The organism is Oerskovia sp. USHLN155, from assembly GCF_037145535.1.
In the GTDB taxonomy this organism is placed as follows: Bacteria; Actinomycetota; Actinomycetes; order Actinomycetales; family Cellulomonadaceae; genus Oerskovia; species Oerskovia rustica.
Map to the genome: position 1 here is coordinate 1 of NZ_JBBCXG010000018.1, position 21,747 is coordinate 21,747.

Genomic DNA, 21,747 nt, shown 5'->3' on the forward strand with positions numbered 1-21,747 from the left:
GGGGGGGGGGCGGCCCCCCGCCCCCCCGCCGCCCCCCCCCGGCCGCCCCGCCCCCCCCCCCGCCCGCCGCCCCCCCCCGCCCCCCCCGGCGCCCGGGCCCGCCCCCCCCCCCCCGGCCGGCCCCCCCCCCCCCCCCCCCCCCCCGTCCGTCATGTCGCGGGCCGGGTCCAGGGGCCGGTGCGCAGGATCTCCATGACCCGGCCGGGCAGGTCGTCGTGCCCCAGCTGCCCGACGGCGTCGCGCACCTCGTCCACGTGCGCGTCGCCGTGCAGGGTCCGCGCCCGGGCGACGTGCGCGGGCGTGCGGAGCGAGGGCACGTCCTGGCGCGCTCCCATGCGGCGCGCCAGCTCGAGGAGGGTGAGCCCGTCGTCGACCCGGTCGAGGCCCGGGGAGGCCCACAGGTACGCCCCGAGCGCGAGCGCGGCCGTGCCGAGGACGGGATAGTCGACCATGCCGGGCGCGGCGCGGTGACCGGCGACCATCCGCACCCGCAGCTCGCGGGCCAGGCGCTCGGCCTGGACCGAGGGCAACGCGTCCGGCCCCCACGGCCCGGACGTCCCGGGCGCGGGCAGCAGCATGGTCGACAGCCACCCGGCCGCGAACATCGTGTACCAGGGCGAGCGACGCGCGGACCCGCTCCCGACCGCTGCGTTGGCGGCCTCGAGCTCGGCCAGGGCGCGCGCGTGGTCGCCCCGCGCGACGGCGATCTCGGCGAGGCCGGCGTGCCCGATCGAGCGCAGCTCGTGCGCGGACCCCCCGATCCCGGAGGGCACGGGGTCGTCGTCGGTCTCGACGAGCGAGGTGAACAGCGGTTCGGCCTCCGCGACGCGCCCGACGAGCGCGAGGTTGGTCGCCTCGAGCCAGTCGAGCTGACGCAGGTCCTCGTCCGCGTGCAGCCGGCCGAGACCTTCGCGGGCCGTGACCACCCACTCGAGCGCCCGCGCGGCGTCGCCCTGCTCGCTCGCGAGCTGGGCGAGGAAGAGGGCCGAGGTCGCGGCTCCCCACGTGTCCTGGGTGCGCGTCGCGAACCCGTGGGCGACCGTGACCTGCGCGATCGCCTCGTCGAGGCGGCCGGCGTTCTCGGAGAGCTGCGCGCTGAGCAGGTGGGCCACGAGGGCGACGAACGGGTCGGCGGACGCGTGCAGCTCGGCCAGTCGCGGCCCCATGCCGAGCGGGTCGCCCGCGTCCGCCAGGAGGTCGGTGAGCGAGGCGGCGCGCGAGCCGATGTCGGCGTCGCGGTGCAGGCGCCGCAGCCTCGCCGCGGCCCGGACCCCGGTGGCGGGGTCCCCGTTGGGCGTCGAGGCCGTGAGCAGGAACAGCACGATGCCCGCCTCGCGCGTGAGCTGCTCGACGGGGACGTCCGGTGCGCCCCGCACGAGCCTGCCCTGCCAGCCCGCGACGACCCGCAGCACGTCGCGGCCGAGCCCGACCACCTCGGTGTGCGCCCCGCGCAGGGACCAGTGCAGGCCGAGCGCGTGGAAGACGGGCAGGACCACGTCGGCGCGGTCGGCCGCGAGCGCCGTGCGCAGCACGTGCAGGAGGTTCTCCTGCTCGACCCGCAGGGCGAGCATCGCGGGGACCTGCGTCGGCCCGTCGAGGCGTGCGACCTCGCGGCGTGCGAGGTCGACCGCCCACCGGTAGGTCGCCTCCTGGGCGGTCTCGCGCTCGCCGGCCTCGTCGAGCGCGAGCGCGCCGAACTCGCGCACGGTCTCGAGCATGCGGTAGCGCGCGGTGCGGCACAGGGGTTCGTCGGTCACGGTCAGCAGGGACTGGTTGACGAGCGCCTCGACGTCGTCGAGCCCGACGGCGGAGGCAGCCTGGGCGGTCTGCACGCCGAAGCCGTCGGGCAGCAGGGACAGGCGGCGCAGGAGCTCCTGCTGGGGTGCGGTGAGGAGGTTCCAGCTCCAGTCGATGACGGCGTGCAGGGTCCGGTGCCGGGCGGGGGCGCTCCGGTCTCCTGTGGTGAGGAGCGCGAAGCGGGCGTCGAGCCGGCGCTCGATCTCCTGGACGGAGAGCGTGCGCACGCGCGCCGCGGCCAGCTCGATCGCGAGCGGCAGACCGTCGAGGTGGGTGCAGAGCCGGTCGACGACGTCGTCGGGCAGGTCGGCGCCGGGGCGGGCCGCGAGCGCCCGGGCGCGGAAGAGCTCGACGGCGGGGCCTGCTCCCCCGCCCACGGCGCCGGTCGTCGCGAGCGGTTCGAGGGGGTGCACCTGCTCGCCGCCGACCTGGAGGGGCGACCGGCTGGTCGTGAGGATCGTGAGCCCGGGGGCCACGGCGAGGAGCTCGGCGGCCCACGCGGCGGCCTCGTCCACGACGTGCTCGCAGTTGTCGAGCACGAGCAGGGTCTCGGTCTCCCCGAGTCGGCCGGCGACGAGCTCGTGGACCTCAGCGCGCGCGACCTGGTCCCCGAGGCGCAGACCGCGGGTGTCCCGGATCTCCAGGGCCGACGTGAGGGCCAGGCCGATGTCCTCGCCCGTGCGCACGCTCGCGAGCTCGACGACGGCGACGAGCGGGGTCGTCGCGCTAGCACGGCGCGCGACCTCCTGGACGACCCGGGTCTTGCCCATACCGCCCGGCCCGAGCACCGTGACGAGCCGGGAGCGAGCGAGCAGGTCGAGGATCGTGACGACGTCGGCCTCGCGCCCGACCAGGGCGTTGGGCGCCGCACGCAGGCCGAGCGCCGTCCCCCGGCGGGGTGTGCTGCGCGACGGCATGGGGGCCGCGACGCCGTCTGTGCTGTTGCCGCCGTTGCCGTTGCCGTTGCCGTTGCCGTTGCCGGCGAGGCCGGTGACGGCAGGAGTGGCGGCGGTGGTCGTGGCGGTGCCCTGCAGGATGCGCGTGTTGAGCGCGACCAGGTCGGCGCGCGGGTCGGCGCCCAGCTCGTCGGCGAGCCGGGTGCGCAGGGCCCCGAAGGTGCGCAGCGCGTCGGCGGAGCGGCCGCTGCCCACGTAGGCGCGCAGGAGGGCGAGGTGCGCGTCCTCGTCGAGCGGCGCGCGCTCGACCGCCCGTTCGGCCCACCCGACGGCCCCCTGGTGGTCACCTGCCGCGAGGAGCGCCGCGACGAGGACCTGCTCGACCGTGGTGCGTCGACGTTCGGCCTGTGCGGTGAGCTCGTCCCGGACCGCGGAGCCCTCCGGCAGGTCCTCCCCCGGTGCTCCGAGCCAGCAGGCGAGGGCGGACCGTGCGGCGTCCACGGCTCCGGTCGCGTCGCCGACCACGAGCGCCTCGGTCGCTGCCTGTCCGAGCTCGTGCACCTCGTCGAGGTCGCTGCGGACGGCGAGCGAGTAGCCGCCCGGCCCCGAGACGAGGATCCCCTCGGCGAGCACCGCGCGGGTGCGCGACACGAGGCTCTGGAGGGCGGCCCGCGGGTCGGCCGGCCGATCGTCGGGCCACAGGTCGTCCACCAGGGCGGTGGCGCTCACCGACCTGCCGTGCGCGAGCACCAGGGCAGCCACGAGGGTGCGGGCGCGCGCGCTGGGCGGCGTGACCGGTGAGCCGTCCCGGCCGTCGACGAGCACCGGGCCGAGAACGCGGGCGCGGTGGCGTGGGACCGACGAGGACACCCGCCACACTCTAGTGCGCGCGGGCCGCGCGGCCGGGAGGTGAGGCGAGGGCCCCACGGCGAGCGACGCCGTCGGGCCCCCTCACAGGACTGGTCCGGACCGCTCAGGAGCCGGCGACCGGCGTCCCCGCGGCGAGCGCCGCCCGGTCCTGGTCGTCGACCGGGCGCAGCACCCGGCAGGGCGAACCGACCGCGAGCACGCGCGGCGGGACGTCGCGCGTCACGACGCTGCCCGCGCCGATGACCGAGCCCGCGCCGATGGTGACCCCGGGCAGGACGACGACGTTCGACCCGATCCAGACGTCGTCCTCGATGCGCACGGGCAGCGAGAACTGGGTCCCGCCGCGACGGGTCTCGGGCGAGAGGGGGTGACCGGCCGTGGCGATCGTGACGTGCGGCGCGAACAGGACGCGGTCGCCGACGTGGATGTCGGCGTCGTCGACGAGCACCAGGTCGAAGTTGGCGTAGACGTGGTCCCCGAGGTGCACGTGCGACCCGTAGGACACGCTCAGCGGCGGCTCGATCCACACGCCTTCGCCGATCGACCCGAACAGCTCGCCCAGGATGGCGGCTCGCTCGGCGACCTGGCCCGGTCGGGAGTGGTTGAAGTCGTACGCGAGCTCCTTGCCCGCGACCCGCTCGGCCTCGAGCTGCTCGAGGCCGTCCCCGAAGTCCACGTAGGGCTCGCCCGTGTTCATGCGTGCTCGGACGGAGCGGTACTGCTCGGTGGTCATCGTCGTCTCCTGGTCGGTCGGTGGTCGTCGCACGCTACCGGTCGGTAGCGCGCGTCCCGCATAGGATCGTCGGGTGGCGAGGGACGGGGTGTACGCGAAGGGGCGGCTCAAGCGCGAGGAGATCCTCGACGTCGCGCTCGAGGTCTTCGCCGACGAGGGGTACCGCGGCACGAGCCTGCGGACGATCGCGGCGCGCTGCGGTCTGACGGTCGCGGGGGTCATGCACTACTTCGACTCGCGCGAGGACCTGCTGACCCAGGTGATCTTCCGCCGCGACCAGACGGGGCGCCCGATCCATCACGACGCCCCTCGCACGCTCGCCGAGAACCTCCGGGGCAACGCCGAACGCCCCGGGCTGGTCGAGCTCTTCGTCTCCCTCACGGCGGCGGCCCGTGACCGGGAGCACCCGGCCCACGAGGTCCTGGCCCAGCGGTACGCGGGCCTGCGGGTCACGCTGCGCGAGGACGTCGTCGCGCGGCAGGAGGCCGGCGAGCTGCCCGCGCACCTCGACCCGGACGCGCTCGCGCGCCTGATCCTCGCGACCGCCGACGGCGCGCAGCTCCAGTGGATGGTCGACGACGAGGCCACCCTCGCCGGACCTCTCGACACGCTGCTGTACGACGTGCTGGGCCTGGCACGCCCCTAGGCCCGTCCTGGGCCACGGGCTGTCACGGCACACGCTCAACGTCTCGCTCCTTCGCGTCGAACCATTTACCTATCAGTGTATGGTTTTCTCGAACCGCCCGCGGACGGCCCCGGACCTCCGCGCTCCGCGCCACCGTCGTCGTCTCGAAGGGACACCCCATGTCCGACCGCCTCCCCTACCAGGACCCCACCCTCCCGGTGCCCGCACGCGTGGCCGACCTCGTCGGCCGCATGACGCTCGCGGAGAAGGTCGGCCAGATGATGCAGCTCAACGCGGCCGACGGCGTCGAACGGCTCGTCAACGAGGTGCACGTCGGCTCGATCCTGCACACGTCCCCCGAGAACGCGCTGCTCGCGCACGAGCTCACCGAGCGCAGCCGCCTGCAGATCCCGCTCCTCGTCGCCGAGGACTGCATCCACGGGCACTCGTTCTGGCACGGCGCGACGATCTACCCGACCCAGCTCGGCATGGCCGCGACCTGGAACCCCGGGCTCCTCGAGCGCGTGGCCCGGGCGACCGCGGTCGAGGTCGCCGCGACGGGCATCCACTGGACCTTCTCCCCCGTGCTGTGCATCACGCGCGACCTGCGCTGGGGCCGCGTGAGCGAGACGTTCGGCGAGGACCCGTTCCTCATCGGCGAGCTCGCGTCCGCCATGGTCCGGGGCTACCAGGGCGACGGGCTCGACGACCCCACGGCGATCCTCGCGACCGCCAAGCACTTCGCCGGCTACTCCGAGACCCAGGGCGGGCGGGACGCGAGCGAAGCCGACATCTCGCGCCGCAAGCTGCGCTCCTGGTTCCTCCCGCCGTTCGAGCGTGTCGCCCGCGAGGGCTGCCGGACCTTCATGCTGGGCTACCAGTCGATGGACGGCGTGCCGATCACGGTCAACGAGTGGCTCCTCAGCGACGTGCTGCGCGGCGAGTGGGGCTACACCGGCACCCTCGTCACGGACTGGGACAACGTGGGCCGCATGGTCTGGGAGCAGCACATCCAGCCCGACCACACCCACGCGGCCGCGGCCGCCGTGCGCGCCGGGAACGACATGGTCATGACCACGCCCCAGTTCTTCGAGGGCGCCCAGGAGGCCGTGCGCCACGGCCTGCTCGACGAGGCACGCCTGGACGCGGCGGTCGCCCGCATCCTCACGCTCAAGCTCGAGCTCGGCCTGTTCGAGAACCCTCGTCGCCCCGACCCCGAGCGTCAGGCCCAGGTCGTCGGCTCGTCCGAGCACGCCGACCTGAACCTCGAGGTCGCGCGGCGCTCGCTCGTGCTGCTCACGAACGACGGCACCCTACCCCTCGACGGCACGCTCGTCGCGGGACCGGACGGTCGGGCGGTCTCCCCGAGCGCCGCGACCCCGACCCGGCGGATCGCGGTCGTCGGCCCCAACGCCGACGACCCGCACACCCAGCAGGGCGACTGGGCCGGGGCGTCCGGCCAGGTCGACTGGCTGCCCGACGGCCACCCGCGCGAGATGACCCAGACCGTCCTCGACGGCTTCCGGGACCACGCCCCCGCCGGCTGGGAGGTCACGCACGCGCGCGGCGCCGACATCCTCACGCTCGTCCCGGACCCCGAGGGCGCCTTCTTCCCCGACGGGCAGCCGCGCCCCCAGGTCGTGCTGCCCGCCGAGCCCGACGCGGCCATGATCGCCGAGGCGGTCGCGGCCGCGCGTGACGCCGACTACGTCGTGGCCGTCGTCGGGGACCGGATCGAGCTCGTGGGCGAGGGCCGGTCCACCGCGACGCTCGACCTCGTGGGCGCCCAGGTCGCGCTCCTCGACGCCCTCGCGGAGACAGGCACGCCGCTGGTCGTCGTGGTCGTCGCCTCCAAGCCGCTCGTCCTGCCGCCCTCGGCACACGACGCGGCCGCGATCGTCTGGGCCGCCAACCCCGGCATGCGCGGGGGGCGCGCGGTCGCGGAGCTCGTGCTCGGCCTGGTCGAGCCCTCCGGCCGCCTGCCCCTGTCCTTCGCCGAGCACGTCGGACAGCTCCCCGTCTACTACAACCAGCTCCCCGGCCAGCACGGGACCCGCTACGCCGACCTCACGCAGCGCGCACCCTTCGCGTTCGGCGAGGGGCTGAGCTACACGAACGTGGAGTACTCGGCGCTGACGGTCCGCGACGACGTGCTGGGTCTCGACGACACCGTGCACGCGCAGGTCACGCTCACCAACACGGGCGCGCGACCGGCCCGGGAGACCGTCCAGGTGTACGTCCGGGACACGATCACGTCGGTCACGTGGGCCGAGAAGGAGCTCAAGGCGTACCGGCAGGTCGACCTCGCCCCGGGCGAGTCGGTCGTGGTCGACCTCGACGTCGCCGTCGCGGACTGCACGCTCGTCGACGCCCAGGGACGCCGTGTCGTCGAGCCCGGCGCGTTCGAGCTGCGCGTCGGCCCGTCCTCGCGTGACGAGGCGCTGCTCGTGGCCGGCTTCACGGTCACGGGCTGAGGCGAGCGCTCCGGGCGACCACGACCGGGACGTGACGAAGGGCCCGACGGCGCGTGACGCCGTCGGGCCCTTCGTGGCAGTGCTGCGCGCCTCAGGCGCGCGGGTCTCCCCCGCGCCGCTCGGGCCACGGGCTGTCGGCCGGGCGCAGGGCCGACCAGCCGGTCGCGCGCGCCGCGGCGGCCGCCAGGATCCCGACGACGGCCGAGGGGTTGTGCAGGTGCCCCGCGAGGACCGCGGACACGGCCTCGTCGAGGGGCACCCAGCGCAGCTCCATGCCCAGCTCCTCGGCCTCACGCTCGTGACGCTCGGCCTCGGGGACCTGCGACAGGTCACGGGCGAGGAAGACCCGCAGGGCCTCGTTGCTGCCGCCCGGCGTCGTGTAGTAGTCCGCGAGGACGTCCCAGCGCGCAGCGCGCAGGTCCGCCTCCTCGAGCAGCTCGCGGGCGGCCGCGGCCTGCGCGTCCTCCCCGTCGACGTCGAGCAGACCGGCCGGTGGCTCCCACAGCTCGCGGCGCACCGGGTGCCGGTACTGGTGCAGCAGCAGGACCCGTTCGTCCTCGTCGAGCACGACGATCGCGACCGCGCCGGGGTGGTCGACGAACTCGCGCGTCACGACGCCGCCCTCGCCCAGGTCCACGGACTCCGAGCGCAGGTCGAAGATGCGGCCCGCGTGCAGGACACGCGCCTCGTCGACGTCCCGGGAGACCGGGACGTCAACGAGCGGGCGGACGCTCACGTCAGGCCGTCCGGGCCTCGAGCGCCGCCGCGACCAGGCCCGCGAACAGCGGGTGGGCGCGCGTCGGACGGCTCTTGAACTCGGGGTGCGCCTGCGTGCTCACGTAGTACGGGTGCACGTCCGCCGGGAGCTCGACGAACTCCACGAGCGACGAGTCGGGCGACGTGCCCGAGATGACCAGGCCGGCCTCCTCGAGGCGAGCACGGTAGGCGTTGTTCACCTCGTAGCGGTGGCGGTGACGCTCCGTGACCGACTCGGAGCCGTAGGTCTTGGCGACCACGGAACCGGGACGCAGCGCGGCCTCGTACGAGCCCAGGCGCATCGTGCCACCCAGGTCGCCCGCACCGTCGACGATCGCGAGCTGCTCCTCCATGGTGGCGACCACGGGGTTCTTGCTCGCCGGGTCGAACTCGCTCGACGACGCGTCCTCGATGCCCAGCACGTTGCGCGCGTACTCGATGACCATCGACTGCAGGCCCAGGCAGATGCCGAGCGTCGGCACCTTGTTCTCGCGGGCCCAGCGCAGGGCGCCGAGCTTGCCCTCGATGCCGCGCACGCCGAAGCCGCCCGGGACCAGGATCGCGTCGGCCCCGCCGAGCGCGTCCTCGGCGCCCTCGGGCGTCTGGCAGTCGTCCGAGGGGACCCAGCGGATCGTGACCTTGGCGTCGTTGGCGAAACCGCCGGCGCGCAGCGCCTCGGTGACGGACAGGTACGCGTCCGGCAGGTCGATGTACTTGCCGACGAGCGCGACCTCGACCTGGTGCTCGGGCTGGTGCACGCGCTCGAGGAGCTGCGACCACCCGTCCCAGTCCACGTCGCGGAACGCCAGGCCCAGACGGCGCACGACGTACGCGTCGAGGCCCTCCGAGTGCAGCACGCGCGGGATGTCGTAGATGCTCGGCGCGTCGATCGCGTTGACCACGGCCTCGTTGTCCACGTCGCACATGAGCGCGATCTTGCGCTTCACGGGCTCGGGGACCACACGGTCCGCACGCAGGACGATCGCGTCCGGCTGGATACCGATCGAGCGCAGGGCAGCGACCGAGTGCTGGGTCGGCTTGGTCTTGAGCTCGCCCGACGGGCCGATGTACGGCACCAGGGAGACGTGCAGGAAGAAGACGTCGTCGCGGCCGAGCTCGTGCCGGACCTGACGGGCCGCCTCGAGGAAGGGCTGGGACTCGATGTCGCCGACCGTGCCGCCGATCTCCGTGATGATCACGTCGACGCCCTCGCCCGCCTGGGCGCGCATGCGCGACTTGATCTCGTCGGTGATGTGCGGGATGACCTGCACCGTGTCGCCGAGGTACTCGCCGCGACGCTCCTTGGCGATGACCTGCGAGTAGACCTGGCCCGTCGTCACGTTGGACGAGGCGGGGAGCTCCACGTCGAGGAATCGCTCGTAGTGCCCGATGTCGAGGTCGGTCTCAGCACCGTCCTCGGTCACGAAGACCTCGCCGTGCTGGAACGGGTTCATGGTGCCGGGGTCGACGTTGAGGTAGGGGTCGAGCTTCTGCATCGTGACGCTCAGGCCACGGGATCGGAGCAAGCGACCCAGGCTCGAAGCCGTCAGCCCCTTACCGAGAGAGGAGGCCACGCCGCCGGTCACGAAGATGTGCCGGGTGCTGTGGTCCGAGCGGCCGCCGGTGAGGGCGTGGGGTCTGTTCAGGTGATCTGCCACGGAACTCCATCCTAACAGTGACTCGTCGGGGCCGCTCCGGATCCGGGGGTCCGCGACCGTGGGATGACTCTCAGTCGGGCTGTTCGCCCTCCAGTCTGCGCCCGGCGGGCGGGTACCGCCCAGCGCCTCAGGCGTCCGGGCTCGCGTCGGCGGGCGCGCCCCGCCCACGGCGCACCAGCCCGACGACGGACGACCGGTCCGCGACGAACGCCAGCCCGACCACGACGAGGGCCCCCAGGACGGCGACCCCGACGCCCACGACGAGCGCCACCGCGACGTGCGCGTCGTCGGGCAGCACCTGTGCGCTGAGGACGCGCCCGGCGGAGCCTCCGAGCATCACGCCCAGGGCCACGACGACGACCGTGCGCGGCACGCCGGCCACCGCCGCTGGCCCCGCGTGGCGACGCACCGCGAGCAGGAGAAGGAGGCCCGCGACCGTCATGCCCACCGCCGTCGCGAGGCCGAGCAGGCCCAGCACACGCACCTGGTCCCCCTCGCCGAGCACGGCCGGGCCAACGACCGCCAGCAGGGCGACGACGCCCCACCCGGACGCCGTCGCGACGACCGCCGCGCGCTGCCGGTCCAGGACGTAGAGCGCGCGCGACAGGTGCAGGATCAGGGCGAAGCCCATGATGCCCGGTGCCATCGCGGCCGTGGCCACGCCCAGGCCCTCGACGGACCCGTCGGCGACGACGGCGAAGACCGACTCGACCGCGGCAGATGCCGCCACGAGCGCGGCCACGCCCACCCCCGACACCAGGAGCAGGGTCCGTGTCGTCGACGCCAGGAGCCTGTCGAAGAGCTCGTGGCTCCCCTGCGCCACGTGCTCCGCGAGCCGCGGGAACGCGCTCGTCGCGAGCGGGAATGCGAGCACCGCGTACGGCAGCAGGTAGACCTGCTGCGCGTAGAAGTAGGTCGGGAACGTCGCCTCGGGTCCGAAGGTGTTCGCGGCGTACATGGCCGCGAGCACGGAGACCTGCTGCGCGACGAGCGCCCCCACCCCGGCGAACGCGAGGTTGCGAGCCCGGACCCCCTCACCACCGGGGAAGCGCAGCGTCGGGCGCAGCCGGGTCCCCGTGCGGGCGACCGGGACGACCAGAGGCAGCGCCAGCGCCGCGACCCCGAGCGTCGTGCCCCATCCGAGCCACGCGATCGCGCTCGACGACAGCGCCGCCACGTCGTTCTGATCCCCGCCCGCCATGCCCGCGAACACCAGGTACACCCCGATGACCACGAGGCTCGACACGAGCGGCGCGAAGGCCTGCCAGAAGAAGCGCTTGTGCGCCTGGAGGATCCCGCCGAGGATCACCGCGAACCCGTACATCGGGATCTGCAGTGCGAAGACACGCACGAAGAGCGCCGTGACGTCGACCAGATCGGGGTGCTTGGCCATCAGCACGTAGGCGATGGGGTACGCCAGCGCGGCGAGGAGAGCGCCCAGCGGGACCAGGACCAGGAGGGTCCAGCCGAGCAGCGCCGAGGCGATCTTCGAGACGTCGACACGGGCCCCGCGCGCGATGGGACCCGCGAGCAGCGGGACGACCGCACCGGCCAGCGCGCCACCGGCCGCGACCTCGAACAGGACGTTGGGCAGGATGTTGGCCGACGTGTACGCCGTCCCGATGCCCTCGGTGCCGACCGCCGACGCCATGACGAGCGACCGGACGAAGCCCACCAGGCGGCTCGCGATCGTCACGACCGTGATCATGAGGGCCGCGCCCGCGAGCGTCTGCGTGCCCGCACGCAGCCGGGAGCCGCGTGCGGGTCGTGGCGCGGGCGCGGTCTCCGGGCCCGGCGTCACGTCCTCGTTCAAGCCGGTGCGCCCAGACCGGACGGCGACGGGTCGGTGGTCGTCGCGGTGCTCGCAGGTGCGTTAGCAGGCGCAGGACGGCGGCCCCACTGGTCCACGCGGCGCAGCACGTCGCTGCCGTCGATGATCTTCGAGAAGCTGACCTTCTCGCTCGCCACGTTGAGGCCCAGGACGCCGGCGAGCGCGAGCAGCCGGACCGCCCGCGGCGCACCGAACGCGATCTGCGTGCCGACCAGGGCGCCGAGCGCGTTCGCGCCCCCGTCGCCGAGCATGTCGCGTTCGCCCAGGTCGCCCGGAGCGGCTGCGGCCGCGGCACCGAGCACTGCGCCCGAGGTCGCCCCGACGGGCGTCGCCGCGAGCGGGACGGTCAGGGCCGCACCCGCCTTGAGCGCGCGCCCGGGACGCAGGTCCAGGAGGTTGAAGAGGTTGGCGCTGAGCGCGACGATCGACCCGTTGACCGCGACGTCCGTCAGGTACCCGAGGGCCGAGCCGGTCCGGCGCGTGCCGACGAAGGCCGCGGTGAGCGACGTCGTCCCGATACCGAGGACCTTGAGGCCCCCCGTGGTGACGCGGCCCTCGAGCAGCGCGCCGACGTGCCCCTTGATGCCCTTGGTGCGCGTGGACGTGTCCTCGGCGAGGTCGTCGACCAGCCCGAAGGCTCCGCCGCCCGCCGTCGCCAGCGCGGCTGCGGCCCGGGTACGGGCGTCCGGCCCCGCGACGAGAGCCCCGGCCACGAGACCCACGGCGACCGCGGGGCCCTCGAGCAGGCTGATGGGCTCCCCCCGGTGGTTGGTCCGGGTCCAGCGTTCCGGGCCGCCGGGCGGGGTCGAGTCGAGGAACGCGCGCGCGGTCGCGGTCGTCGCGGCCGACGTGATCGCGGTTCCCACCGCGCGCCAGAACGTGCCCATGAGCCTCAGCCCTCCGTCTGGGTGTCGGTGGTGCCCGCGGTCGCGTCGGTGCCCGAGGTCGACTCGGGAGCACCCGGAGGCGTGCGATCGACCGGGGGGAGCTGCACGGCGGGCGGGATGACCGCTGTCGCCCCCTCCTCGAAGCCGTACTGGCCGACCTTGTCACCGAGGCGCGCGGCGAGGGCGAGCGGCACGGAGATCTGACCAGGCGCCTCCTCGATGCCGCTGACGGTCGAGAGCACCGCGGCGAGGTCGCCGTCGGCCGTGATCGTCGAGATGAGGTCGCCGGTGACCGGCGTCGAACCCGCGACGAGCGCTCCCTCGGACCGCGCCTGCGCGGCCTGGGCGAGCAGGACCTCGATCGACACGGCGTACGCCTTCGCCTCGTCGACCGTCGCCTCCTGGGTCGCGTCGCTGGACGGTGCCGTCGACGCCTGGGGCTCGAGCAGGAGGACGACGTCGGCGGGCACGTCCTGCGGCTGCACGACCTCGATGAGCTTGGCGTCGGCCAGCTTCTGCTCGATCAGGACCGCCTCCGAGGTGCGGGCCTCGGGTGCTGCGAGCTGCTTCGCGGTGAGCGACGTCGCGAGCGCTGCGGCCAGCTTCTCGTCGGTCCCGGCCTCGTCGACACCGGGCACGAGGTTGGTCACCTCGGTCGCGGCGGTCTTGCGGGTGTCCTCCTGGTCCTCGGCGGTCCAGTCCACGCCCAGGCGCACGTGCCCGACGACGCTCGCGCCGGCGTTCTCGAGCTGCTCCTGCACGGCCTCGTAGCGGTCGCCGTCGACCTCGCCCAGGTCGACGACCGCGACCCGACGGTCCTGGAGGGAGCCGTCGACGAGCTGGGGACCCGCGGCGACGATGAACTCCTTGTTGTCGGCGGCCTGGAGGTTCGTCGCGTCGAGCTGGTCGCGCAGCTCGTTGCGCTCGAGCCGCAGCTGCTCGACCTGTCCCGTGAGCTGGTCGCCGATCGCGCCCTGCAGCGGACCGGCGCCCAGGATGATCCCGACCGCCAGCGCCAGGAAGACCGAGATCAACGAGACGATGTGGTACCTGAAGTCGATCACTGTGCTGTTGCGTCCTTCGTGTCCGTACGGGGCGACGTGCGGTCGGTGCGCGTCAAGGAGGTGGGGAGGTCGGTCGTGCGGGAGCTCATGCGCCCCCGAACAGGGCGCCGATCCACGAGACGAAGTCGTCGAAGCGGGCGCCGATGATGCCGAAGACCGTCTGCCCCGCGGCCGTGGACCACATCGCCATGATCACGGCGAAGAGTCCGGCGAGCGAGAGCAGCGTGAGCTGCAGGTTCGAGATCCGGTGCTGGTAGAGGCGCGAGACGCCCTTGGCGTCGACGAGCTTGCCGCCCACGCGCAGGCGCGTGAGGAACGTGCTCGCCATGCCCGAGCGGCCCTTGTCGAGGAACTCGACGAGCGTCGCGTGCGTGCCGACGGCGACGATGAGCTCAGCACCCTTGTCGTCGGCCATGAGCATCGCGATGTCCTCGCTCGTGCCGGTCGCGGGGAAGACCACCGGCTCGACACCGAGCGCCTGGACCCGCTCGAGCCCCGGCGCCTTGCCGTCACGGTAGGCGTGCACCACGATCTCGGCGCCGCACGAGAGCGCGCGGTCCGAGACCGAGTCCATGTCGCCCACGATCATGTCGGGCTTCCAGCCCGCGTCGAGGATCGCGTCGGCGCCGCCGTCGACCCCGATGAGCAGGGGGCGGTACTCCTTGATGTACGGGCGCAGCGTCGCGAGGTCCTCGCGGTAGTGGTAGCCGCGCACGACGATCAGGACCTGTCGGCCCTCGATGTCGGTGCGGATGTCCGGGACACCGACACCGTCGAGCAGGAGCTCTCGCTCGCGCCGCATGTAGTCCATGGTGTTCTCGGCGAATCGCTCGATCTCCTCGGACAGACCCGCGCGAGCCTCGTCGAGGCTCACGGCGATCGTCTCGGAGGTCTGCCGCACACCCTCGGCGAGCAGGTCCTCGCCGGCGTACACCTTGCCGTCCTCGAGCCGCAGGTCGCGGCCGTCGGAGACGCTCATGATGCCGCTGCCGAGGTCGTCGATCAGGATGATCCCGGCGTCGACCAGGATCTCCGGGCCGAGGTTCGGGTAGCGACCCGAGATCGACTTCGCGGCGTTGAGCACCGCGAGCGGCTTGGCGGTGACGAGGGCGTCGGCCGCGACGCGGTCGATGTCGAGGTGGTCGATGACCGCGACGTCACCGGGCTTGAGCCGCTTGGTGAGTGCCTTGGTGCGGGCATCGACGCGGGCGGGGCCGCTGGTTCCCGGCTCCGCCACGTCGGACGTAGTTCTGCGCAGAGTGATTCTCATCGCCGCTATCGTCCCACGACCGAGGACTCGAGCAGTTCGAGCGCGTGCTGGCGGGCGGCGTCGGACTCCTCCTGCCCGGAGAGCATGCGCGCCAGCTCACGGACACGGTCCTCGCCCGTGACCTCGTGCACGCCCGTGACCGTGACCGGGTCGACACCGTCGGCGCCACCGGGCGACTTGGTGACCACGAGCTGGGAGTCCGCGAAAGCGGCGACCTGCGCGAGGTGCGTCACGACGATCACCTGGGCCGTGCGGGCCAGGGACGCGAGGCGTCGGCCCACCTCGACGGCCGCGCGTCCGCCGACGCCCGCGTCGACCTCGTCGAAGACGAACGTGGGCAGCGGCGCGGCGTCGTCGGTGCCCGCGTCCGCGCCCGACGTGGCCAGCGCGACCTCGATCGCGAGCATCACGCGCGAGAGCTCGCCGCCCGAGGCGCCCTTGCCGAGCGGTCGCGGCGGCGAGCCGGGGTGGGGCACGAGCGAGAGCGTCACGACGTCCGCGCCCCACGGGCCGGGCTCGTCGGCGGGGGTCACGTCGACCACGAGGCTCGACCCGGTCATGGCGAGCCCCGCGAGCTCGTCCGTCACGGCGCGCGCGAGGCGCTCCCCCGTCGCGGTGCGTGCGGCCGTGATGCGGGCGCCGAGCTCGGAGAGCGTCGCGGTGAGCTCGTCGGCCCGCTCCGTCATCGAGCGCAGCCGCTCGCCGCCGTCGTCGAGGTCGAGCAGGCGCAGGCCGGCGTCGGAGGCCCAGGCCAGGACGTCGTCGATCGTCTCGCCGTAGGTGCGGGTGAGCCCGCCCAGGGCGGCCAGGCGCGTGTGCGCCTGCTCGAGACCACCCGGGTCGGCCTGGAGGTCCTCGACGTAGCCCGAGACCTCGGTCGCGATGTCGGCGAGCACGTAGCCGACGCCCGCGATGCGCTCGACGAGGCCGGCCAGGCTCGGGTCGAGGTGGCTCGCGGTCTCGAGCGCCCGCCGGGCGCGCTCGACGGCCGACGTCGCGTCCCCGGGGACGTCGCCCCCGTCGAGGGCGTCGTCGCCGACGATCGCGTCGTGCGCGGCCTGCGCCCCCAGGCGCAGCTCCTCGGCGTTCCCGAGGCGCGCGACGAGCGACGTCAGCTCGGTGTCCTCGCCGGGCTGCGGGTCGACGCGCTCGATCTCGGTGAGCCCGATGCGCAGCAGCTCCGCCTCGCGCGCACGTTCCTGGGCGCGCGCCGTGAGGTCGGCGATCTCCTCGAGCAGGCCGGTGCGCTCGGCCCACGCCGCCCGGTACTCGTCGAGGAGCTCGGCGTGCGCGCGCCCCGCGAACGCGTCGAGCGCGACGCGCTGGTGGCTCGGGGTGCGCAGGCGCAGCTGGTCCGCCTGGCCGTGCACCGTCACGAGGTCGTCGGCGATCTCCGCGAGCACGCCCTGGGGCACGCTGCGCCCGCCCAGGTGCGCGCGCGAGCGTCCCTCGGCAGCGACGGTGCGCAGGACGACGACCGTCCCGTCGTCGTCGACGCTCCCGCCGGCCTCGTCGATGCGCTGCCCGACGGCGTCGCGCCCGCTCACGCGCAGGCGCCCCTCGACCACGGCGCCGGTCGCGCCGGGGCGCACCGACGACGGGTCTGCCTTGCCGCCCATGAGCAGGCCCAGGCCGGTCAGGACCATGGTCTTGCCGGCGCCGGTCTCCCCCGTGATGACGGTCAGGCCGGGGTGGAGCGGGACGCGGGCGGAGCGGATGACGCCGAGGTTCTCGATCGAGATCTCTTCGAGCACGGTCAGTCCTCCTTCGGGTCGGGGGCGGTCGGGCGGGAGCCGCCCAGCCGTGCGGCGTCCACGGCGTCGGCCGCGGCCTTGCGCGCGACACGGACCGCGTCCGCGGCGTCCTCGGCGACGCGGCCGCGCCAGCCCACGACGGGCAGCGAGAACTTGGACACGAGCCGGTCCGTGAAGGGGGCCGTGGAGAGCCGTGCGAGGCGGATCGGCGAGTCGCCGCGCGAGACCTCGACGCGTGCCCCCGCGGGCAGGTCGATGCGTCGGCGCCCGTCGCACGTGAGCACCGCCGGGCCGGAGCGCTGGAGGAGCTCGAGCGCGAACGTCGACGTCGGCCCGACGACGAGCGGCCGCGCGAACAGGGCGTGCGCCGCGAGCGGCACGAGCAGCATCGCGTCGACGTCGGGCCACACGACCGGTCCCCCGGCCGAGAAGGCGTGCGCGGTGGATCCGGTCGCGGTCGACATGACCACGCCGTCGCAGCCGAACGACGACAACGGCCGCCCGTCGACCCCGATCGCGACCTCGATCATGCGCTCGCGCGAGGCCTTCTCGACCGTCGCCTCGTTGAGGGCCCAGCCCACCCGGGTCTCGTCCTCGCCGGGCAGCGTGACGCGGACCTCGAGCACCCCGCGCTCCTCGACCACGTAGTCGCGCGCTGCGAGGCGCTGGACGGCCGCGGGCAGCCCCTCGCGCTCGGCCTCCGCCAGGAAGCCCACGTGACCGAGGTTCACGCCGAGCAGCGGGACCCCCGTTCCGTGCGTGAGCTCGGCAGCACGCAGGATCGTGCCGTCGCCGCCCAGGACCATGACGACCTCGGACTCCGCGACGCCCTCGCGCGTGCGCAGCTGGGCCATGTGGTCACCGAACGTCTCGGCGAGGTCGTCGTCGTGCAGCCCGACCTCGAAGCCCGCGTCCTGGAGCTCCTTGACCGCCTCGTGCAGCGCGACGACCGCCTCGGGGCGTCCACCGTGCGTGACGATCAGCACTCTCCTGGTCACTGGGCTCCTCCGGTCGGTCGTCGGTCCGCGGCGGTGCCGTGGTCCTGGGGCGGCGCACCGTCGTCGGGCACCGTCTGCGAGTCTGTCAGGTCTGCGCCGCCCTGAGGGGGTAAAGGCGACGTGACTTGGGCGACGCCCGGGGGGTCGGCCGGCTCGTCGACCGCGGCCACGACCGGCACGGTCGACACGGGTGAAGACACGGCGCGCTCGACCGCCTGCACGAGGGCCTCGCGGTCGACGGGAACGGGCGCGTCGGACGCGCGCAGCCACACGAAGAACTCGCGGTTGCCGCTCGGGCCGGGCAGCGGGCTGGGGATCACGCCGAGCGGGCGCAGGCCGAGGGCGGCCGCGTCGAGGGCCACGTCGAGCACGGCGCGCCCGTGCAGCGCCGGGTCACGGACCACTCCCCCGGTGCCGAGCCGCTCGCGCCCCACCTCGAACTGCGGCTTGACCATGAGCAGCAGGTCCGTGCCGGGAGCGACGACCGCTGCGACAGGGGGCAGGACCAGGCGCAACGAGATGAAGGACAGGTCGGCCACGACCAGCTCGGGTGCCTCGTCGAGGTCTCCGGGAACGAGGTCGCGGACGTTGAAGCCTTCACGCACCACGACGCGCGGGTCCTCGCGCAGGGCGGGCACGAGCTGGTCGTGCCCGACGTCGACGGCCACCACCCGTCGCGCTCCACGGCGCAGCAGGACGTCGGTGAAACCACCGGTGGACGCTCCCAGGTCGAGGCACGAGGCGTCCTCGACCCGTGGGGCACGGACCGGCACCGTGGCGGTGATCGCGTCGAGCGCTCCCGCGAGCTTGAAGGCGGCCCGCGAGGCGTAGCCGGGGTCGGTGGGGTCCTGCTCGACCGCGACGCTCTGCCCGTCCGTCACCGGCAACGACGGCTTGGCGACGGTCCGGCCGTCGACCGTGACGCGTCCGGCGACCACGAGGTCGGCGGCCTGGCGCCGCGACCGGGCGAGGCCCCGGCGGACGAGCTCTGCGTCGACGCGTGCGCCCACGCTCAGTCCTCCGCGTCCGCGAGGCGCTCCTGGAGGGCCTCGTGGATCGCGTCGAACACCGCGACGTGGTGGGTCAGAGGGGCGTCGGCGAGCTCGTCGAGCCGACCGAGCGCCTCGGCGACCGCGTCGTCGGCAGGCTCGCTGCCCGACGGCGTCGCGCCGGTCCGCACGTCCCCGGGGGTGGGGACGGGGGTCTGGGTGGGGGCGCCGTCGTCGACGGTGTCCTGCGCCATGCGTGGACCTCCAGTCCGTTCCAGGGTGCGGTGCGCCGCACCGGTGGGCGAAGCGCGGCTCACGGCCGCACGTCACCGCACCGGTGCAACGCTACCGGTCAGGACACGATCTCAGGGGTTACCGACAGCCAGCTCGGGGACGGTGTCCGCATCCACCGCACCGCCAGCGTCGACCGTCGACCACGCCGCGCCGCACGCGGCGCGGATGAGGTCCACCCCTGCGGGGCCCGTCAGCTCGAGCGCACCGTCCGTGACGCGTGCCGCGGCCTCGCCGCACGTCCACCAGCCCTCGGCACCCTGGGTGGGTGCTGCATGGGGCTCGAGCAGGCTCAGGAGGTCCGCGCCGATGTAGTGCGGGCGCAGCCCGGGCTCGGCGAGGACCGCGTCCCGGCCCCCGTTGACGCCCGTCAGGACGTGCAGCCCTGGGTAGCCGCCCGAGCGGGCGCCCGCGAGGTCGGTGTCCAGGCGGTCACCGACGACGAGCGGCGAGGACGCCCCGGCCCGCTCGATCGCGAGCCGGTACATCGTCGGCGAGGGCTTGCCGGCGCTCGACGGCTCGACCCCCGTCGCGGCCTGGACGGCCCGCACGAGCGAGCCGTTGCCCGGCGCGAAGCCCCGGGCCGTGGGCAGCGACAGGTCGAGGTTGCTCGCGACGTGCCAGGCACCGCGCTGGACCGCGTAGGCGGCCTCGGCGAGCTGGGCCCAGCCGAGCTCGGGCGCGAAGCCCTGCGCGACCGCGACCGGCTCCTCGTCGGCGCTCTCGACGATCACGAAGCCCGCGTCGTGCACGGCCGTGAAGAGGCCCGCACCGCCGACGACGAGCACGCGGGCGCCTGGCTCCAGGCGCGTCCGCAGGAGGGCTGCCGCCGCCTGAGCGGCGGTCATGACCTCCTCGGGCGACGTCGGGATGTCGAGCTCGGTGAGCTGCGAAGCCACCGACTGCGGCTCGCGCGACGCGTTGTTCGTCACGAAGACGAGGCGCATGCCCGCGGCACGGGCTCCCCCGAGGCCGGTCGCGGCGTTCGGGATGGGCTCGTGGCCGCGGTAGGCGACACCGTCGAGGTCGACGAGGGCCAGGTCGTAGCGTTCCGCGAGCGGGGTGTCGCTCGAGATCAGCCCCAGGCTCACTTGGTCTCCTCGTCGTTCTCCGCGCCCGACGCCGCAGCATCCGTCTCGCCCGCGGGCTCGGCCGCCGACGTGGTCGTGTCGTCGGTCTCGTCGTCGCCGTCCGTCTCGTCGTCGATCTCGACGGCGTCCTCGGTCAGGTCGTAGACGACGACGTCCTCGTCGAGGGACGTGCCGAGGGCAGCGGCCAGCGCACGGGGGTCGACGTCCGCGAGGATCGCGGCCGCCTCCTCGGTGCGGCCCGCGGCCTCCAGGACGCTGGCCTTGGCCTGCAGCACACGGAGCGCCAGGTCACCCGTGGCGTCGGCCGCGGGGATCTGGTCGAGCACCGCGAGTGCGGCCTCGAACTCGCCGAGGTCGACGCGCGCGCCACTCACGACGAGTGCGAGCTCGGTGCGACCCGTGGCGTCGAGGGTGCTCGCCTCCTCCGAGGCGGCCAGGGCGATCGCGCGCTCAGGGCGCTCCAGGCCACGCTCGCAGTCCGCCATGATCGGCAGGTGCTCCGAGGAACCGTTGAGACGGCGCACCGTGCGCAGCTCACGCAGCGCCTCGGCGTATCGGCCGGTCTGGTAGGCCGTCAGCCCCGCGGCCTCACGGACGACGTCGACGCGGCCGGCACGACGCACCGCAGCCTGGGCGTGCTCGTAGGCCAGCTCAGGGTCGGTGTCGATCAGCTTGCCGGCCATGACGAGGTGGCGACCGACGACCGTCGCGTTCTCCTTGCTCAGCGTCCGCAGACGACCGCGCACGTCGCGATCGAGGTCGGAGAACTGCACCGCCTCGTCGATCTCAGGGCCGGCGTGACGCTGGTCCTGCGGCGGGCGCGACTGGCGCTCACCCTGGTCTGCCGAACGCTGCGGGCGGTCGCCGTGGCTCTTGCGCTCGCCGCCTCCGGACTGGGGGCGGTCACCGTAGGAACGGCGCTCACCTGAGCCGGAAGACTGGGGGCGGTCACCGTACGAGCGACGCTCACCGGAGCCGGAGGACTGGGGGCGGTCACCGTAGGAGCGACGCTCACCGGAGCCGGAGGACTGGGGGCGGTCACCGTAGGAGCGACGCTCGCCGCCACCGTAGGACCCGCCACCGGACTGCGGGCGGTCACCGTAGGAACGGCGCTCACCGGAGCCGGAGGACTGGGGGCGGTCACCGTAGGAGCGACGCTCGCCGCCACCGTAGGACCCGCCACCGGACTGCGGGCGGTCACCGTAGGAGCGACGCTCGCCGCCACCGTAGGACCCGCCACCGGACTGCGGGCGGTCACCATAGCTCTTGCGCTCGCCGGAGCCGGAGGACTGCGGGCGGTCACCGTAGGAACGGCGCTCACCGGAGCCGGAAGACTGCGGACGGTCACCGTACGAGCGACGCTCGCCGCCACCGTAGGACCCGCCACCGGACAGCGGACGGTCACCATAGCTCTTGCGCTCGCCGCCGCCGGCGCGCGGGGGCTTGCCCGCAGCTCCATCACGACGGGGAGCTCCCTGGGAGCCTGAGGAACGACCGGTGTTGCCGGACCGCCCTGCCCCGGAAGACCTACGGTCGCGGTCGTCGGCGTGACGTTCTGGGCTGTCGTTCACAGCGGTGTCCCTTCGATATGCACTGACGTTCATCATCCCACGAGCAGGGTCGTAGGGGCTTGCCCGGTAGGTCACAGGCACGCCAAAGGCCCACCCCTGTTGGGGTGGGCCTTTGGTGAATGGTTGTCCGGCGGCGACCTACTCTCCCACCCCGTCTCCAGGGCAGTACCATCGGCGCTGAGAGGCTTAGCT

Annotated in this window: 17 protein-coding genes; 3 read left to right on the forward strand and 14 right to left on the reverse strand. The window is 74.1% G+C overall.

Features of this window, described 5'->3' with window-relative positions; translation table 11 throughout:
* Positions 1 to 149 precede the first annotated feature (149 nt).
* Positions 150 to 3,563 carry an AfsR/SARP family transcriptional regulator gene (locus tag WFH32_RS18920; protein WP_336708842.1) on the reverse strand — a complete coding sequence of 1,138 codons (3,414 nt, stop codon included), beginning with the start codon at positions 3,561 to 3,563 and terminating at the stop codon, positions 150 to 152.
* Between the two features lie 103 nt (positions 3,564 to 3,666).
* On the reverse strand, positions 3,667 to 4,296 hold the full coding sequence (locus WFH32_RS18925) for a sugar O-acetyltransferase (RefSeq protein ID WP_191796408.1): 630 nt from the start codon (positions 4,294 to 4,296) through the stop codon (positions 3,667 to 3,669).
* A gap of 73 nt (positions 4,297 to 4,369) precedes the next feature.
* On the opposite strand from WFH32_RS18925, the gene WFH32_RS18930 reads away from it, so the two are divergent.
* Positions 4,370 to 4,942 carry a TetR/AcrR family transcriptional regulator gene (locus tag WFH32_RS18930; protein ID WP_191796407.1) on the forward strand — a complete coding sequence of 191 codons (573 nt, stop codon included), beginning with the start codon at positions 4,370 to 4,372 and terminating at the stop codon, positions 4,940 to 4,942.
* Positions 4,943 to 5,100: 158 nt separating this feature from the next.
* Entirely contained in the window at positions 5,101 to 7,395 is a 2,295-nt protein-coding gene (locus tag WFH32_RS18935) for a glycoside hydrolase family 3 N-terminal domain-containing protein (RefSeq protein WP_336708844.1), read from the forward strand.
* Between the two features lie 91 nt (positions 7,396 to 7,486).
* On the opposite strand, the gene WFH32_RS18940 is transcribed toward WFH32_RS18935, so the two are convergent.
* From WFH32_RS18940 to WFH32_RS18995, 12 genes are all read right to left on the reverse strand, one after another.
* A complete protein-coding gene (locus tag WFH32_RS18940; RefSeq protein WP_336708846.1) occupies positions 7,487 to 8,131 on the reverse strand; it encodes an NUDIX hydrolase in 645 nt (214 codons plus the stop codon).
* 1 nt (position 8,132) lies between these two features.
* Entirely contained in the window at positions 8,133 to 9,809 is a 1,677-nt protein-coding gene (locus WFH32_RS18945; protein WP_318244136.1) for a CTP synthase, read from the reverse strand.
* 127 nt (positions 9,810 to 9,936) lie between these two features.
* The gene (gene murJ / locus WFH32_RS18950; RefSeq protein ID WP_336708848.1) at positions 9,937 to 11,622 is read right to left on the reverse strand and encodes a murein biosynthesis integral membrane protein MurJ; all 1,686 of its coding nucleotides are present in this window, start codon (positions 11,620 to 11,622) and stop codon (positions 9,937 to 9,939) included.
* Positions 11,619 to 12,527 carry a hypothetical protein gene (locus WFH32_RS18955; RefSeq protein ID WP_191796404.1) on the reverse strand — a complete coding sequence of 303 codons (909 nt, stop codon included), beginning with the start codon at positions 12,525 to 12,527 and terminating at the stop codon, positions 11,619 to 11,621. Before WFH32_RS18955 ends, murJ begins: the two co-directional genes overlap by 4 nt.
* A gap of 5 nt (positions 12,528 to 12,532) precedes the next feature.
* Positions 12,533 to 13,591, reverse strand: a complete 1,059-nt coding sequence (locus WFH32_RS18960) for a copper transporter (RefSeq protein ID WP_336708850.1) — start codon at positions 13,589 to 13,591, stop codon at positions 12,533 to 12,535.
* 85 nt (positions 13,592 to 13,676) lie between these two features.
* Positions 13,677 to 14,861, reverse strand: coding sequence for a putative cytokinetic ring protein SteA (gene steA, locus WFH32_RS18965; protein ID WP_191796402.1), 1,185 nt, complete (start codon positions 14,859 to 14,861; stop codon positions 13,677 to 13,679).
* Between the two features lie 5 nt (positions 14,862 to 14,866).
* Positions 14,867 to 16,615 carry a DNA repair protein RecN gene (gene recN, locus WFH32_RS18970; protein WP_138824670.1) on the reverse strand — a complete coding sequence of 583 codons (1,749 nt, stop codon included), beginning with the start codon at positions 16,613 to 16,615 and terminating at the stop codon, positions 14,867 to 14,869.
* Positions 16,616 to 16,617: 2 nt separating this feature from the next.
* Positions 16,618 to 17,613, reverse strand: a complete 996-nt coding sequence (locus WFH32_RS18975) for an NAD kinase (RefSeq protein WP_191796401.1) — start codon at positions 17,611 to 17,613, stop codon at positions 16,618 to 16,620.
* Positions 17,610 to 18,623, reverse strand: coding sequence for a TlyA family RNA methyltransferase (locus WFH32_RS18980; RefSeq protein ID WP_336708851.1), 1,014 nt, complete (start codon positions 18,621 to 18,623; stop codon positions 17,610 to 17,612). Before WFH32_RS18980 ends, WFH32_RS18975 begins: the two co-directional genes overlap by 4 nt.
* 2 nt (positions 18,624 to 18,625) lie before the next feature.
* Complete coding sequence (locus WFH32_RS18985) at positions 18,626 to 18,856, reverse strand: hypothetical protein (protein WP_191796466.1); 231 nt, start codon at positions 18,854 to 18,856, stop codon at positions 18,626 to 18,628.
* 111 nt (positions 18,857 to 18,967) lie between these two features.
* Positions 18,968 to 19,984 carry an HAD-IIA family hydrolase gene (locus tag WFH32_RS18990; protein ID WP_191796399.1) on the reverse strand — a complete coding sequence of 339 codons (1,017 nt, stop codon included), beginning with the start codon at positions 19,982 to 19,984 and terminating at the stop codon, positions 18,968 to 18,970.
* Entirely contained in the window at positions 19,981 to 20,667 is a 687-nt protein-coding gene (locus tag WFH32_RS18995; protein ID WP_191796460.1) for a hypothetical protein, read from the reverse strand. Before WFH32_RS18995 ends, WFH32_RS18990 begins: the two co-directional genes overlap by 4 nt.
* A gap of 6 nt (positions 20,668 to 20,673) precedes the next feature.
* Here WFH32_RS18995 and WFH32_RS19000 point away from each other — a divergent pair, with 6 nt between their 5' ends.
* Complete coding sequence (locus WFH32_RS19000) at positions 20,674 to 20,913, forward strand: hypothetical protein (protein ID WP_336708852.1); 240 nt, start codon at positions 20,674 to 20,676, stop codon at positions 20,911 to 20,913.
* Positions 20,914 to 21,747: the final 834 nt, after the last annotated feature.

Excerpts from the sequence above, each read along its gene's own strand:
- WFH32_RS18925 (WP_191796408.1), bottom strand. The coding sequence starts at position 4,296 with ATGACCACCGAGCAGTACCGCTCCGTCCGAGCACGCATGAACACGGGC.
- WFH32_RS18935 (WP_336708844.1), top strand. The coding sequence starts at position 5,101 with ATGTCCGACCGCCTCCCCTACCAGGACCCCACCCTCCCGGTGCCCGCA.
- WFH32_RS18955 (WP_191796404.1), bottom strand. The coding sequence starts at position 12,527 with ATGGGCACGTTCTGGCGCGCGGTGGGAACCGCGATCACGTCGGCCGCG.
- steA (WP_191796402.1), bottom strand. The coding sequence starts at position 14,861 with ATGAGAATCACTCTGCGCAGAACTACGTCCGACGTGGCGGAGCCGGGA.
- WFH32_RS18985 (WP_191796466.1), bottom strand. The coding sequence starts at position 18,856 with ATGGCGCAGGACACCGTCGACGACGGCGCCCCCACCCAGACCCCCGTC.
- WFH32_RS18995 (WP_191796460.1), bottom strand. The coding sequence starts at position 20,667 with ATGGCCGGCAAGCTGATCGACACCGACCCTGAGCTGGCCTACGAGCAC.